7 protein-coding genes are annotated in these 15,253 nt (G+C 45.4%); 2 read left to right on the top strand and 5 right to left on the bottom strand.

The window, feature by feature from the left end:
* Nucleotides 1–8 precede the first annotated feature (8 nt).
* Nucleotides 9–791, bottom strand: a complete 783-nt coding sequence (nfi, locus tag SDE_RS16370; RefSeq protein ID WP_011469598.1) for a deoxyribonuclease V — start codon at nt 789–791, stop codon at nt 9–11.
* Between the two features lie 39 nt (nt 792–830).
* Nucleotides 831–2,255, bottom strand: a complete 1,425-nt coding sequence (locus SDE_RS16365; RefSeq protein WP_226986440.1) for a glycoside hydrolase — start codon at nt 2,253–2,255, stop codon at nt 831–833.
* Between the two features lie 153 nt (nt 2,256–2,408).
* Between SDE_RS16365 and SDE_RS16360 the strand changes: the two genes are divergently transcribed.
* Nucleotides 2,409–2,678 carry an acylphosphatase gene (locus SDE_RS16360; RefSeq protein WP_011469596.1) on the top strand — a complete coding sequence of 90 codons (270 nt, stop codon included), beginning with the start codon at nt 2,409–2,411 and terminating at the stop codon, nt 2,676–2,678.
* 91 nt (nt 2,679–2,769) lie between these two features.
* On the opposite strand, the gene SDE_RS16355 is transcribed toward SDE_RS16360, so the two are convergent.
* Nucleotides 2,770–4,314, bottom strand: a complete 1,545-nt coding sequence (locus SDE_RS16355) for an inorganic phosphate transporter (protein WP_011469595.1) — start codon at nt 4,312–4,314, stop codon at nt 2,770–2,772.
* Nucleotides 4,315–5,254: 940 nt separating this feature from the next.
* On the opposite strand from SDE_RS16355, the gene SDE_RS22890 reads away from it, so the two are divergent.
* Nucleotides 5,255–7,483, top strand: coding sequence for a glycoside hydrolase family 16 protein (locus tag SDE_RS22890; RefSeq protein ID WP_011469594.1), 2,229 nt, complete (start codon nt 5,255–5,257; stop codon nt 7,481–7,483).
* A gap of 48 nt (nt 7,484–7,531) precedes the next feature.
* On the opposite strand, the gene SDE_RS16345 is transcribed toward SDE_RS22890, so the two are convergent.
* Both SDE_RS16345 and SDE_RS21515 read right to left on the bottom strand, forming a co-directional pair.
* Complete coding sequence (locus SDE_RS16345) at nt 7,532–12,493, bottom strand: PAS domain S-box protein (protein WP_011469593.1); 4,962 nt, start codon at nt 12,491–12,493, stop codon at nt 7,532–7,534.
* Between the two features lie 69 nt (nt 12,494–12,562).
* Nucleotides 12,563–15,148 (bottom strand): response regulator, encoded by a 2,586-nt coding sequence (locus tag SDE_RS21515; protein WP_011469592.1) that lies wholly within the window; start codon nt 15,146–15,148, stop codon nt 12,563–12,565.
* Nucleotides 15,149–15,253 lie beyond the last annotated feature (105 nt).

Raw genomic sequence — 15,253 nt, 5'->3', positions numbered from 1 at the left:
TGGCAACTTTAGACAGAGCCTTTGTTATTGGTGGGTGGCTGCTCGCCGTGTGCCACTCTTATTTCGTTGACGTATTGGTGTGCCAAACGTGTGGGTTCAGGTAGTCGATAGCCTGCGCAGGTTTGGCGAGTAATGCTTAGAGCATCTTCGTAATTCATGCCTGTGCCGGGTGAAATAAAAATGGGTTTAATACCCGCGCGGCTGCGGTACACATAGCCGCGCATCTCTCCTTGGTAAGTTAACTCCGTTACACTGTCTTGGGCTGGCGCTGGGTCATCAAAGCGGCCTATTAACCTTTTTTTGGCGCAGCCCAAAGTGGCCACATTTGCGGCTAAACCAAAATGAGTGGCCACGCCAACTTTGCGTGGATGCATAACGCCGTGGCCATCTAGCATAACCGCATCGGGTTTTGTGGTGAGTTTTTGCCAAGCTTGCAATAAAGCGGGCACTTCCCTAAAAGACAGGTAACCGGGAATATATGGAAACGCTGTTTCGGTAATTACACTTGCTCGTTCAATTATTTCTAGCGTTTCTGCGTTAAGCACTACAATACCTGCGTAAATAACAGGGCTGTTTTTGTTACACGATATGTCGGCCCCTGCAATAAGTGTTAGTGATTTATTCAGTGGTGCTAAATTGATATACGATTCCATAAGCTCTTGCTGAGCTTTAGCTTCGCCTATATCGCCCTTCCATAAAATGGGGGGTGTTTGAAATAAACGGCTGGCCACAGTGTTACCTACAAGATGTTTTGTTGTGGAGGGGGTTGTAGGACGTATAGTTGTGTCCATGTCTGTTTCCTTAGTTTGGCTGGCTCAATAATTTGGACTTTAATTTTCCATTATCCAAAAATTTATAGTTAGTGGGCGTACCACATTTGTGCTCGGCAATAGGGGGAAGTCTTGTAGTTTTAGTTTCCCTTTTTTTAGCTTAGGTTTTTTACCGTTAATTTTAATACGTTTGCTGGTGAGTTTTTTTGCCCTAAGTTCATATTGCGCTTTAACTTTTTCTGCAATGCTTGGGTCTAAAGTAACGCTGTGTTTATTTAGGTTTATTAACAAAAGGCAGCGGCTACCGTCGTGCTGGCCGCCCTCTGCAAGGCTGTGACAGTAAACTCTTAGGTTTGGGTCGCTGCTGGTAACGTTAAATACCTGCTTGCCCATTAAACGCGCCCAAATCCAGCTAAGCCAATAATCTGGCCTGGGTTTAAGTGTAAGTCTATCGACTAAACCGTACTCTCCACCAATTAAGCTTTGGCGAATCATTACTGCTTGGCCCATAAGCGCGCCACAGGCTAATTGATCCGCCCACCAAAAACACGAAGCCCAGCGGTCTGAGCAACGCGCTTCGCCACCGCACTGTGCCGAGCCACTTTCGCCTGTCCACAATTGTGCATTGGGTTGCAGTTCATCGCGCCATTTTTTAAGTTGCAAGCTATAGCGCTTGAAGTCGTCTAGGTTTTTATAATCGATAAAATTTTCAGGTTTGGCGCTGCGTGTGCGTACAGGTGAGCGCGCGCTTTGAAAGGGGTAGTAGTGCCAATCGACTATGTCTATATCTTCAGTAAGGTTGGCCAAGAAACCTTTAGTAATATTCGAAAAGGGTTTGATGGTTTCGCCTAGTTTTGGCCAAAAGGCGCTGCCGGGCCCTAGTACCCGCGCGTTGGGGTAAAAGCTGTGTAATACTTGGCGGAAGGTGCTGTAATCTTGAGCCAATTTTTTTGCGCCAGGTTGCGCATTAATACCATGGAACGCCCAGTACGCATTTAGCTCGTTACCTAATTCGCATACATCTATGCGGTAGCCGCGCTCCAAGCTGTAGCGCAACAGTTTTTCGGCTTCAGAGCCTTGCCAGTCGCCGTGTAACTGGCGTTTAAAAAGGCCGTATTTAACTGTGAACGAGAAAGCTAAATTATTGCGCTGAATAAATGCGTGCAGGCTGTCCCACATTGCTTTGGTTAGTACTAGGCTGTCTTTATCGTTAGTGGGGTCTTCAAAGTAGTGAATTTTATCAGCTTCGGACCCTCCTACACGCACATAAGCGGGCCCCAACGCCTGTACAAGTCTATCGAGCTTTTTCGAGTTGAGAGACAGCGGTTGCACTCGTAAGCCGCCTAATCCTTTGCGGATAACACTAGACCCTTCCCACCAAAAGCCGCCAGCTAAGACAGAAATATCAATTGCAAAGCTAAGGTAGCGCTCATCTATTTGATGGGGCTGCGGTGTATCACTTATATATATACTTGCACGTGGCAATAGTGGGCGCTTTGGCAAAAATAAAGCGAGGAGGGTTTCCCGAGTAGTTGTTAGCATGGTTAGCCTTAATAAGCGCACTTTGTGTAAGTGGGGTCAGTATAGGAAGCTAATATGACTAAGTTGTTAAATACATTGAATAACCTGAGGTGAAATATGCAAACGACTCGTTACCGCGTGGAAGGCAAGGTGCAAGGGGTATATTTTCGTGCGAGCACCCAGAGGGAGGCGCAAGCGCAGGGGTTAACTGGCTGGGTATGTAATTGTGAAGACGGGGCTGTTGAGCTAGTCGCTACCGGAACAGCGCAGCAGCATGCGAAATTAGCCGCGTGGTTAGCCTGCGGGCCGCCAATGGCAAGAGTGGATAGGGTAATACAAACAGATGAGCCGTTAGTGCTATTCGATGGATTCGACATCCATTACTAAACTAATTAGGCGAGTTACTTTAGTTTTATGTGCTGCAGAAACTAAAACCCCCAGCATTGCCGGGGGTGTATAGATGAATAGTAGTTACGGGTTATATAGATAAACCGCGCAATACAAAGTAAAGCAGTGCCCCTAGTGCGCCAGATATAGGCACGGTAATTATCCAAGCGGCAATAATTTTATATAAGTGTTGGCGTTTAACCAGCTCTTGACGATATATCTTCTTAAGTTGCTTACGCTCTTTTTTCTTAATGGAGATATCAAGCTTTTTAACGTTTGATTTGCGAATCATTTCGCGCATTTCTTCCACAGGTGCATTGTGGAAGTTGTCTAGGTAGGCCTGCAATTTATCGCGCTCTGCGCCTGTACGGTCTGCGATAATTTTATGGAGTTGCGAGGCATAGCGCGTTTTAAGGAATTCACGTAAGAAGCCCACACCAAATACACCACCCAGTGCAATATGGGTGGAGCTTACAGGCAACCCTAAGCGCGAAGCGATAATTACCGTTACAGCGGCAGCCAGCACGATACAAAATGCGCGTGACTTGTCTAGCTCGGTAATTTCACCGCCTACGGTGCGAATTAATTTAGGGCCAAACATGGCTAAGCCGACGGCAAGACCGATGGCACCAATAAGCATTACCCACATAGGAATAGCTGCTTTGGCATGAATAGCGCCGCCTTGGAATGCGTCCACAATGGCAGCTAATGGGCCAACCGCGTTGGCTACGTCGTTCGCGCCGTGGGCGAAGCTCAATAGGCCTGCTGCGAATATAAGAGGAATAGTAAACAAGTTGTTCACGCTTTCGCGAGAGTTATCCATGCGCAGCGCTTGGCGAATAACGGTACGTCGGCTGAATAGATACACGACAACAGCGATAACGGCACCAATTAATACGGCTTGATATAGCTCGGCTTTCCAAAGCTTTTTTATGCCCTTAAGGATTAAGTAAACACTAAAGGCCCACGCCATTACACCTACTAGTACAGGCACGTAAGTTTTTGCGGCAGTAACTTTATCGTTGCGGTACATAATTAAGCGTTTGATGAGTGCCAAGGTGCCCGCAGCAATTACACCACCCATTACTGGCGAGATAACCCAGCTAGCTACAATGGCGCCCATAACCGGCCAGTTGGCAATGCTCATACCGCCTGCGGCCAATCCAGCACCGAGTACACCGCCAACAATTGAATGAGTAGTCGAAACGGGTGCGCCCATCCAAGTGGCAAAGTTAAGCCACAAAGCGCCGCCCAGCAGTGCCCCAGCCATTAACCATATATATTCACGTGTATCGGTGACCAAGCTTGGGTCGATAATGCCTTTCTTAATAGTAGACACAACATCGCCGCCGGCGATAATTGCCCCCGCCGCCTCACACACACCTGCAATACAGATAGCAGCAAACAAAGAAAGCGCGCCAGAACCAACAGCTGGCCCTACGTTGTTGGCTACGTCGTTGGCGCCAATGTTTAGCGCCATGTAGCCACCAGTAACCGCAGCAAATATAAGCAGGTAATTGCTCGCGCCTACTGTGCTAAGTACATACACAAAAACGGCAGCCAAAAAGGCAATACATACTCCGTAACGTATACCCCAATGAATATTTTCTAGGCCGGAAGGCTTAGTGGCTTGCATAGAGTGGTCCCCTAGTTGCAGATACACGCGTCCACGTGAAGGTGGCGCGCAAGTAGTTATATAAAAGTGGGCGTATTGTCATAAAAACATCATCAAATAGCCAGCCAAGTTCTAGAAATAATGCAATTAATCTTAGTTCATATTAAGGGGCGAAGTTTAAAGAGTGGTAATGCCGCTCAACTAGCGTTAAAGCGTGCCATTGAGTGAATAAATTTGTTCGCAAAGTGGGATTAACGGCGTTTTTAATGGTGGGGTGCTTGTGCCGAAAAGTTTACTGGCACGCGAAAGTGAATGAATTGGTACATGTGGGCTAATGCTTTAGCTGTATTGGAGGTTTTTTTAACTTATTGATTTTTATGGGGTATTTTCTTTTAAAGAGTGGTTTTAGGTGTATTTAGGGAATGGTTTAAGCACCTTGGCAAAATTTGCAGGGGGTATTTTTAATGTGAATTCTCCCGAACGCGTGCCACAAGCCGATTGACGCGCAAAATGCGGCGACGGTGACTAGCGCTATTGGCAATATGCGTTTAATCGTCGTGCTAGGTAGGGATCTCTCCACCCGTTTTAGGTTGCCTTCTCGATGATCTTCCTCGGCTCTCGTGTGTGTGGTGTAGTTGTAAAGGATTGGTTAGGTCCATTTTAGGTGCATACATCACTCTGCCAAATTGATGGGTGTCAATGAGGCGCAGTGACTGCTTTATGTAGTCGCTATCACGCAAGAGTAATTGTGCCCCTTGCCGGTTGGTCATTGCTAAAAGGCAAATGCTAAATGGTAAGGGGCTTCTTTTACAGCTTTGGCCGAGGGTTAACCTAAGGGTTAGTTACACGAATAAATAACAATAAGCGTGCTGCGGTCTAGGCATATATAAGCCCTAGCACCCAAAGCGCAAACAAACTAAGTGCGAAACCTAATTCCAATAACCTACAAAGGCTGAAAATAATGAAAAAACTAAAGCTTCTAGAACTTTCGCTGGTGGTGTTGGTAGCCCTAGGGCTAGCGAGCTGCGGCGGTTCTGACGACAAAAAAACGCCAGACCCAGTAGAAGAACCCGTGGGTGAACCAGAATCAGAGCCTGAATCAGAGCCAGAATCTGAACCCGAATCTGAGCCAGAACCAGAAAACGCATGGCAATTGCTGTGGGAAGATAATTTCGACAGCGAAATAAGCGCATCTAACTGGGGCTTCGAAGTTAACTGCACCGGCGGGGGTAACAACGAGAAACAGTGTTATACCGATAGAGCCGACAACGCTTATGTAGATGAGGCAGGCATACTGCACATAGTTGCCAAAGAGGAAGCATTTAGCGGACCCGCTATTCAGGATGATGACCCCAACTACAACCCCGATGACACATCGGCTGCGCGCAATTATACCTCTGCGCGTTTGCGTACATTAGATAAGTTTGACTTCAAATATGGTCGAGTCGAAATTCGTGCGCAAATACCAGGTGGGCAGGGCTCATGGCCTGCATTGTGGATGTTGCCAAGTGACAAAGTATATGGTGGTTGGCCAGCCAGTGGCGAAATCGACATTATGGAAGCGGTTAATTTAGATACTGATGCGGCCAATGCCGTGCATGGTACTTTGCACTACGGTTTACAGTGGCCACAATGGTCGACGATAGGCGCTTCTTACGAAACAAATGATGATTTCACCGGTGAGTTCCACACTTATGCCATTGAGTGGGAAGCAGACCAAATTCGCTGGTTTGTGGATGGCGTACACACTCAAACACAGGTGTCCGATAACTGGTACAACTTTGTATGGGGCGGGCAAGAGTCCGGCTTTGCTGTGGCTAACCCGCGTGCACCTTACGATCAAGAGTTTCATTTAATCATGAACGTCGCTATAGGCGGCAACTGGCCGGGTGACCCGGACACGGGTTGGGCATCTGATCGCGAAATGCTTGTAGATTATGTGCGTGTGTACCAGTGTGATTCTGAAGCCGATGATGGAACAGGCTGTGCAAACGCAACCGACGCCGTTGATATTGCTATTTCACCGACCGCAGATGTAGGTGCGCCATCACAAGTAGAATACGACCTATATAGTGACGGTTTACAAACGCCTGCATTTACCAACGCCGGCGTAACTCTTGCTGCAAATGTTTGGCAAGAAACAGAAGGCAACGTAGTAACTACCACTGGCAACTTGGGCGACGACCATGGCGATGCTTGGGAAATTACCTTTAATGGTACTGGTAATGTATCTATTGCTATTGCCGAGCAAGACGGCGTGGAAAGCTATGTGCGATTAAATGGCGGAACAGCTTGGAGTAACTACGGCGTACTAGCGTTTGATATGTATGTAGATAGCGTGGATGCCGAAACTGGCTTTGTTGTTAAAATGGACAGTGTTTACCCCAATGTAGGTGCTGTAGATATTGCTACACCTGCCGCAGGTGAGTGGACGCGAGTGCACGTAAAAGTGGCTGATATTTTAGCTAACCCAATTGCAGGTGGCGGTGGCCTTAACGTTGCGCAAGCGGTTAACTTGTTTGTACTTGAGCCAACAGGTACTAAAACAGCACATGTATATGTAGATAATATTTCTATTAGCTGCGCATATAACTCTACTGCAAAATCTTGGCAGGGTGATAAAACCTGTGATGTTGCAGCGGTGCCTACTGCCGATACCTCAGGTATAGATTTAAGTGGTAACGAGCTTGTGATTTTTGATGAGCAAGAGCCGGATTTTTGGGGTTTTGGGCAGTTTTCTGCTGGTGGTGCTGAAGTAGCAATGAGCTTCTTAGCTGACCCAGAAGATGCGAGTCACGGTAATGTGTTGGGCTTTAGCTACCCAGATAGCCAAAACGTTGCCTACTTACAATCTGCTACACCGCTTAATTTAAGCGATTGGGCTGGGGGTACTATCCAATTCGACATGTACGTTATTAGCGAGCCTGCTAATGTAAATTGGATGATGAAAGTGGATTGTGTACACCCTTGTTCATCTGGCGATATACCGCTCACCACCAATATTGATGGTGTAGTGCCTGCTGTGGGTGTATGGCAAACCTATCGCTTTAACTTAGATGCATTAGTTGCTGGCAACCCAGGGTTAGATTTGACCAAAGTGGATACGCCGCTAGTAATATTCCCTGCATGGGATAACCAAACCGGTGCTAACTTCCGTATAGATAACATTAAATTTGTTCGGGCTAACTAGTTCGCGTTAGTACATACAAAAAGCCGCTCTTTCGGGAGCGGCTTTTTTTTACGCCAAATATTTGTTGAGTAAATTGTAAAAATCTAAAGTGTATTGCTTAAAGTTTTGGCTTAATTCGAGTGCGGTAGTGAGGTCGCCATTTTTAGCTGTAAGCTCTAGTTCGGAAGCACATACAAATAAAAGGTTACACTTTAGCTGGCCTGCGCTGCCCTTAACCGAATGCGCAATAAAAGACAGCGCTTCAAGATCATTGCTTGCCGTTGCTTCTTCAAACTCCTCTAACAAAGCGGGGATGCGTTTAGTAAATGAAGCAACCAATATTTTAAGCCTATCTTCACGGCCTTTAAGAGTGGCCAGTAGCTCGTCGTGTTGCCAAAATCCCTCGACAACTTGTGGGTGTTGAGACGTCGCTTGTGTATTCGAATCCTGCGAGAAATTGTGCAAAGGCAGCCATAGTTTTAGCATGTGTTCCAATGCGTCTGCTTCTATTGGTTTACTTAGGTAATCATCCATACCTGCGGCAATGCATTTTTCTTTATCGCCTTTCATTGCATTTGCGGTCATGGCTATGATGGGTATTTTGGTATTGTCAAAATCAGTAGCGCCTTTCCTAATACGTTTAGTGGTTTCGTACCCGTCTAGTTCAGGCATTTGGCAATCCATCAATATTAAGGAGTAGGGCTCTCTAATCGAGCAGGCGTCCAGTGCGGCTATAGCCTCTAGGCCGTTGTTGGCGACGTCAATTATCAAGCCAAAATCCTCTAGCATCATTTTGGCCACATCTTGGTTAACGGTGTTGTCGTCCACTAGCAATATTCTGGCCGCAAATTGCGATGCTTCGCCCTGTGGGCTTTGTGGTAATGTTAATTTTTCACTTGTTTGTTGTTGTTCTGATTCTGCTTGATTGCTGTCTAGTTTTAACGATTTTAGTGAAAGCGTAAGACCCGACTGGGTGATGGGCTTGGTTAAGTAAGTGTCAAAGCCTTTGGCCGTGTAATTTTCAATATCTTTTGTTTGGTTTATCGCTGTAAGCATTAGCCATTGTGTGTTGGCAAAATTTGGCTTGTTTTTTAGCGGGGTGATTGATTCCATCGATGTTAATAATTTTCTGTCGATAAAGGCTACGTCTATAGGTTCGTTGGGAAGGTTTAGGTTACTATCGGGTAAACTCGACACAGCTATACAGCGCTTGCTGCTGATCATATTTTCTAAAATAGCAGTATTTTTGGGGTTGGATTCAGCAATAAAAATTGTTTTATCGTTTAGGTCTACTTTTTGTTCTATGAGGGGAGGCAAATCAATATTTTTTACAGAGTTTTTAACTAGAATCTGAAAGCTGAATTCAGAGCCATTCCCCTCTTGCGATGTAATATTTATATCTCCACCCATGAGGGCACACAACTTTTTGCAAATGGCTAACCCAAGCCCCGTGCCACCGTATTTTCTCGTGGTGGATGCATCTACTTGTGTGAAAGCAGAAAATAACAGAGGTATTTTTTCTTCCGCTATACCAATACCAGTATCTGCCACGCTTATATTTAAATTAAACCCGCTTGTGTTTTTGGTAAGGCTCGCAGTGACTGTTACTTCACCATTTTGGGTGAATTTTATTGCGTTGCCTATTAGATTTACGAGTATTTGACGAAGGCGGCTTGGGTCGCCGCTTAAGTAAGTAAATTCTAGCTTGGTGGTGTCTATGATAAGTTCGTTGCCGCGCTCGAGTGCTCGCCCTGCCATGGCATGTGCTATATCCTCGAGTAATGTAATAATATTAAAGTCGACGACCTCTAAATCTAACTTGCCTGCATCAACCTTAGAGAAATCTAATATGTCATTGATTAAATTAAGCAGGGATTCGGCGCTACTCTTGGCTATGTCTATTTGGTAGCGCTGCTTATCTTCAAGTTGTGTACGTTTAACAAGATTGAGCATACCCAAAACGCCGTTTAGTGGCGTACGAATTTCATGGCTCATCATGGCCAAAAATTCACTTTTGGTTCGCGCGGCTAGTTCGGCCGCGTTTTTGGCTTTTACTAGTGCTTGCTGCGCGTTGTCTCTTTCTCTAATTGCTCGGGTATTCTCAATCATTTGGCCTACGGTATTTATAAGTGGTGCAAGCCAATCGACAAGTGCTTGATTGTAACCATTGGGGTTGTTAGCCAGCCCAATCAAACCAATAATACTGCCGTTCAATATAATAGGTATACCAAGGTAAGACTCGAGTTGAGGGTGGCCATCTGGTACACCGGCGCGGCGTGAATCTGTTGTTGGGCTATTAGCAATAACGGGTTTGCAGCTCGTTACTGCCGCTCCTAACAGGCTATCCAAGTTAAAAAACTCAATGGGGTTTTCGCCTTGCGCTGCAAAGAATGCGTTGTATCTATCGTGGGTTGAGCGATTGGCAATTGCATGGGTGCGTATATAGGGTTCGTTTTTTTCTGTGTAGAGAATTTCACTTACAAAACCATACTCGCTTTCAGCCAACTCAAGCACGCCGTCGAGTAGGTTTCTAAATGCAATAGCTATATCTGTCTGTTGAATAAAGCTGGCTTGCGCTGCTGCAATAGCATTGACCAATGTCATCTGCTTTTCTAGCTTGGTGTTTGCAAGCTGTACACCTTGCTCGATGCGTTTACGTGCGTCTATATCTTGAATAGATCCGAAAAGACGAATGCATTGCTTATTTCTGAACTCCGGTTGGACGGTTACCGACACCCAGCGTTCGTTATGCTTCGCTGTAATAATGGGCAGCTCTATGCTTGCAGGGATACCTTTGTTAATAGCAAGGTTTAAAAGGCGACTTATTGTGTCGCGGCTCTCGCCTTCTTTGTAAAAATCAATCGCGCTTTCGTAGTGAGGGGTGTAGTTAGCATCTACTTCGTGAATGTCTTTGGTCATTGTCGACCAATACATTTGTTGTTCTTCTAAGTTTACCTCCCAAGCTCCAATACGCCCTTGTTCGCTCATAGAAAGCAACATTTCTTGTTGTCTTGCCATGCGCTTTTCATCGAGCTTTTGATTGGTTATGTCTAATGCAGTAGTGTATACCATCCCACTAGCGGGGTCGGCAAATGTGTACCATTGTAAGTACAAGTAATCACCATTGCTATGCATGTAGCGATTTGTAAATACTTGGGTTAGGGCGCCGCTTTTCATTTTTTCAAAATGATCTTGTGTTATTTCTCTATCGTCTGGGTGAACGAAGTCTATATATTTACAAGAGAAAAAGTCGTCGCGCGTAAAGTCTAGTTGAGACAAAAATGTATCGTTTATGCGCTCAAAAAAACCTTCTCTATCTATAATGCACATGAAGTTAGGTGATAGGTCAAAGAAGTTTTTTAACTCGATTTGCGACTGTTCTATTAGCCTTTGTGATTCTTTTTGTTCGGTAATATCTAAATGAGTGCCCACCATCCTTAACGGTTTGCCTTCACTAGTCCATTCTATAACTTTGCCCGAATCCAGTACCCATACCCAGTGGCCATCTTTATGATGCATACGTGCTTCGCACTGGTAGTGGTTGCTTTCTCCATTCCAATGAGCGTTGAGTAATTCGCTACTTTTATCTAAGTCCTCGGGGTGAGTGAAGTTTGTCCATGTGTCGATGCTAACCGGCTCTAAATCCATTAAGGAATAGCCTATTATTTCGGCCCAGCGTTCGTTTATAACAATTTCACCTGTAACTATATTCCAATCCCAAATAGCCACCGAGGTGCTATCAATAATTTGTTCAAGTTGCTTTCTATTTTGCGCCAGAGCGAGTTCCGCTTGTTTGCGCGAGGTAATATCTTCGACGATAGACCATATAAGCTTTTCTCCGTTGCTATCTGTTACCAGCATGCCGTTCATAATAACGGGTAGTAGAGTGCCGTCGCGGCGGATAAATTCCTTTTCATATGGCCCATATCGACCGTAATTTTTAAGGCTGTTTATAACTGCTTTTTGATGGTCTTCATATACGGGGGAAGTAATTTCAAGGTAGGTTTTACCGTGTAGTTCGTCGGCACTGTAGCCAAGCATATTCTCTAGCGCGGTATTCGTTTCTACGTACTTGCCATCTGTGAATCTATTGAGTGCTATGCCAACTGGAGATAATTCGAAAAGGCCTCGAAATTTTAAATCACTGTCGTGGCGGTTCGCTAACAGGTTAACCGAAATTATAATGGGGATAAGTATCGCCAGAATGATAAGCAAGAGAATAATACGCAATAGCGCAGAATCTTCAGCGCTATTGGCCCACCCCTGCTTGGGCAGGATAGCAAGTTGCCAGCTGCCGGAAGGTACGCTTACTTCTAGTAGTACCGCATCGGCGTGGAACAGCGCTTCGTCGCCATAAAAAACTTGGCCTTGTGCGCCTTTGGCATCTTTGCCTCGCAGAGCAAGCTGAAGGGTTTCGTTAAATTGTGTAATGCCCGTGGCACTATAAAAGCGATCTAAGTCGATGACGGTGGAGAGTAAGCCCCAACTACTTTTAGTGTTGTTTTGTTTGTTATAGGTAAATACCGGTATACGGCCGATAAAACCTTGCCCACCTTGCTTAAGGTTTACTGGGCCTGCCAATACCAGCTGCCCTGTTCGCTCGGCACGCTCTGCGGCTTCCTTTTGCGCGGGCGTGGCTCTAAAGTCTAGTCCTATTGCTGCTTCATTGCCTTCTAGCGGATGCATGTATTTAATAACCATGCCTGGCGCGGCGGCTATATTTCGCAATTGTGTGTTTTGATTAAAAAGCGGCGCTGCGAAAGAAGCAAACTCTTCTTGGCTTGGCTCCGGGAAGGCATTAAGCACAAGGACTAGCCCTTGCACAGCTTGTAAATTGCTGTTGATGGTCGATTCTATAGACGCACGCAGCTTGCTTGCTTCGTTATGAACGGCTGTTCTTTCTTCTAAAGCAAATCGGCTATAAATAACACGATCTACGGCGATGGCAAGTGTTAACAGTACTATTGCCGCAAAAGTGGGTATTAGCCATTTGCTGTTTCTAGTTAAATAATTGAACGATGATTTGTTCATAGGCCTATTCTTATAGCAAAACTGGTTAGCAGCAGTCGGCGTGTTCTATAAATGTTGCTTATTCGAATACTATTGTTCATGGGTTTCCAAATATTCGCTTAAATGACTGACTGCAATTTCAAGCTGTTCGACAAAATGTTCCTGAGAGCTCGCGATAGTCGCAGTGCTTTCGTACTTTAGTGCGTGTTCAAAATTACCTGCCGCCTCGGCTAATTTATTAACCCGCATGTTGGAAGCCGCACCTTTTAAACCGTGCAGAGTGTTGGCTGCATCGCTATACCGTTTGCCGTCAATATGCGCCTCCAGTTCGGTACGCATAGCTACAAGACTTGCCACAAACCCAGATATTAATTTGTAGGCGCGCTGCGCGTTGTTGCCTACTAGTCGTTCAAGCTCAGCTCTATTCCAAACTAGAGACTCTTCTGCTTCGGTTACAGCCGACTTTTTCTTAGGAGGGGGGCTAATCTCTGGTTGAGCTTCTTCGTGTAACCAATGTGCCAGTGTGGCGCCCAGTTTGGCGGAATCGATAGGTTTACTTAAAAAGTCATTCATGCCTGCCGCTAAACACTTTTCCTTGTCGTCACGTAGTGCATTAGCTGTGAGAGCGATAATGGGTATGTATTTGAAAGCCGATAGGGCTGCGTCCGAACGGATGGTTTCTGTGGTTTTGTAGCCATCTAAAACCGGCATTTGGCAATCCATTAAAATGGCACCGTAGTGTTGTTCGCTATCCGATTGCTGCTTTAATATTTCTATTGCTTCGCCACCGTGATTAGCGACATCTGCGTTGTAACCGAGAATTTCTAAGGTAAGTAAGGCCACTTCTTGATTGGTTTTATTGTCTTCAACTAATAAAATTTTCTTTCTTTCTTTATTTGTAGGCTTTGTGATAGTTGGCAGTGGAGCGGTGTCTGTTGGCGTATCGGCGGTGTCGCTATTAGGTGCGTTTTCACTTATGTAGCATGCACTGTTAAAGGTAAAGCCTAAAGCGGTGTACAGTTGATTTGCGCGCAGCGGTTTGGTTATGTATGCTGCGAGGCGCAATTCGGTAATAAGGTTGCTGGCGCCTTCTGCTTTCATGTTAGAAAGCATAATGATGGGCACGCGCTCATCGTTTTGTTGCATACGGATCTGTTGGGCAAGTGTGTCGCCAGTCATGCCGGGCATCTGCCGGTCAATAATTACTGCGTCGAATGTTGTGTTATTCGCTAGGCGGGTAAGCGCTTGTTTTCCATTCTCAACAGCAACTACATGCACTTCCAAATATTCTAAGTATTTGGTTATTACTGCACGACTTGTTGCGTTGTCATCAACAACGAGTACTCTGAAATCTCGTATATATTCCGGTAGTATGGCTTTGGGAGGCCGTTCTTCACTTGCTTCTACTTCGATAAAAAAAGCAAAAGTGCTGCCTTTGCCTTCGTAACTTTCGAGGGAAATCGCCCCATTCATCGTTTCGCACAATCGCTTAGCGATTGAAAGCCCCAAGCCGGTACCACCATACTTGCGCGTAGTGGATGTGTCGGCCTGAGTGAATGAGTCAAACAGGTGTTTTTGATTTTGCGCGGCAATGCCTATGCCTGTATCGCGTACTAAAAAATGCAGCTGTATACGACCAGAAACAAGTTTTTCCGCTCTCGCTTTAACCAGTACCTCGCCGTGCGGCGTAAATTTTAAGGCGTTGCCTACAAGGTTGTTTAATATTTGTTTTATTCTGCCTGGGTCGCATTTAACTAAATGCGATATGGTAGGGGAGATATCTGCAATAAGCTCAACGTCGTTTTGTTCGGCCAGGCCACTAAAATTAACGAGCACCTCGTGTACAAGATCGTCTATGTCGGTGTCTATGGCTTCTAATTCTAGCTTCCCGGCTTCTACTTTAGAAAAGTCTAAAATGTCGTTGATAATACCTAGTAGCGATTGTGCGCTATTTCGAGCCACGCTTAGGTAGCGATGTTTTTCTGGTGAGGTTTCAGATAGAAGCGCTACATCTAGCATACCTATTACGCCATTCATTGGCGTCCTAATTTCATGGCTCATGTTAGCTAGAAACTCACTTTTTGCCTTTAAAGCTTCGCTTAGCTCTTCATTTTTTTGTTTTAGCCTGTGTCTCAATCGCACTATGGAATTACATAATGCCGTTAGTGTGATAGCGCAAAAGCCGAAGGCAACCCAATTTATAATAAGGGTGCCGATTGCGTCTGAAGCATAGAGGGAATAGCGAACAAACAGCGATAGTAGCAATTGAGCTATAGCGAAATAGCAAAAAACATTAAATTGCCGAACGCTTAATCGAAATATACCAAACACCATTGTTAACATTATTAGCAAGTAGTAAAGCACATCTAATTGCGTTGTGAACATGAGTGCAATATTGGTGGTGGAAACCGCCCAGTACATTTGAGGCAGGGTAAGTGCTGGGTCGCGAAAGCGCTTGTTTAACCCAGATGCGATGGTGCCAATAAAGGCGAAGTTGCCAAGCCAGAAGCCAACAAGTACCCAAATGAGTACGTTTTTATCCCCTAGAAATAACCCCATAGTTGTAGAGTAATAGGCGACAAACGACAACAGCACACCACCGCCTGCCGCCCAAGTACTGTTAATTAGGCGAATACGTTGGTTCTTAGCCAAGTGGGTAGTTGATGAATTAGTCACGCTAGTTGACAGATCCCTGTTAGATTTTGAGTGAGCCCCAAAAAGGTGCTATACGGGCTGCTTTTTGAGGGTGCGAACGCTTAAAGTATAGAAGACGGCAAGGGT

The organism is Saccharophagus degradans 2-40 (genome assembly GCF_000013665.1).
GTDB lineage: Bacteria > Pseudomonadota > Gammaproteobacteria > Pseudomonadales > Cellvibrionaceae > Saccharophagus > Saccharophagus degradans.
The sequence above is the reverse complement of the archived record's forward strand: the minus strand, read 5'-3'. Positions and strand labels throughout refer to the sequence as shown.

Bases quoted from the DNA above. Each gene is read 5' to 3' on its own strand.
- SDE_RS16355 (WP_011469595.1), bottom strand. From the start codon at position 4,314: ATGCAAGCCACTAAGCCTTCCGGCCTAGAAAATATTCATTGGGGTATA.
- SDE_RS16345 (WP_011469593.1), bottom strand. From the start codon at position 12,493: ATGAACAAATCATCGTTCAATTATTTAACTAGAAACAGCAAATGGCTA.
- SDE_RS16360 (WP_011469596.1), top strand. From the start codon at position 2,409: ATGCAAACGACTCGTTACCGCGTGGAAGGCAAGGTGCAAGGGGTATAT.
- nfi (WP_011469598.1), bottom strand. From the start codon at position 791: ATGGACACAACTATACGTCCTACAACCCCCTCCACAACAAAACATCTT.
- SDE_RS22890 (WP_011469594.1), top strand. From the start codon at position 5,255: ATGAAAAAACTAAAGCTTCTAGAACTTTCGCTGGTGGTGTTGGTAGCC.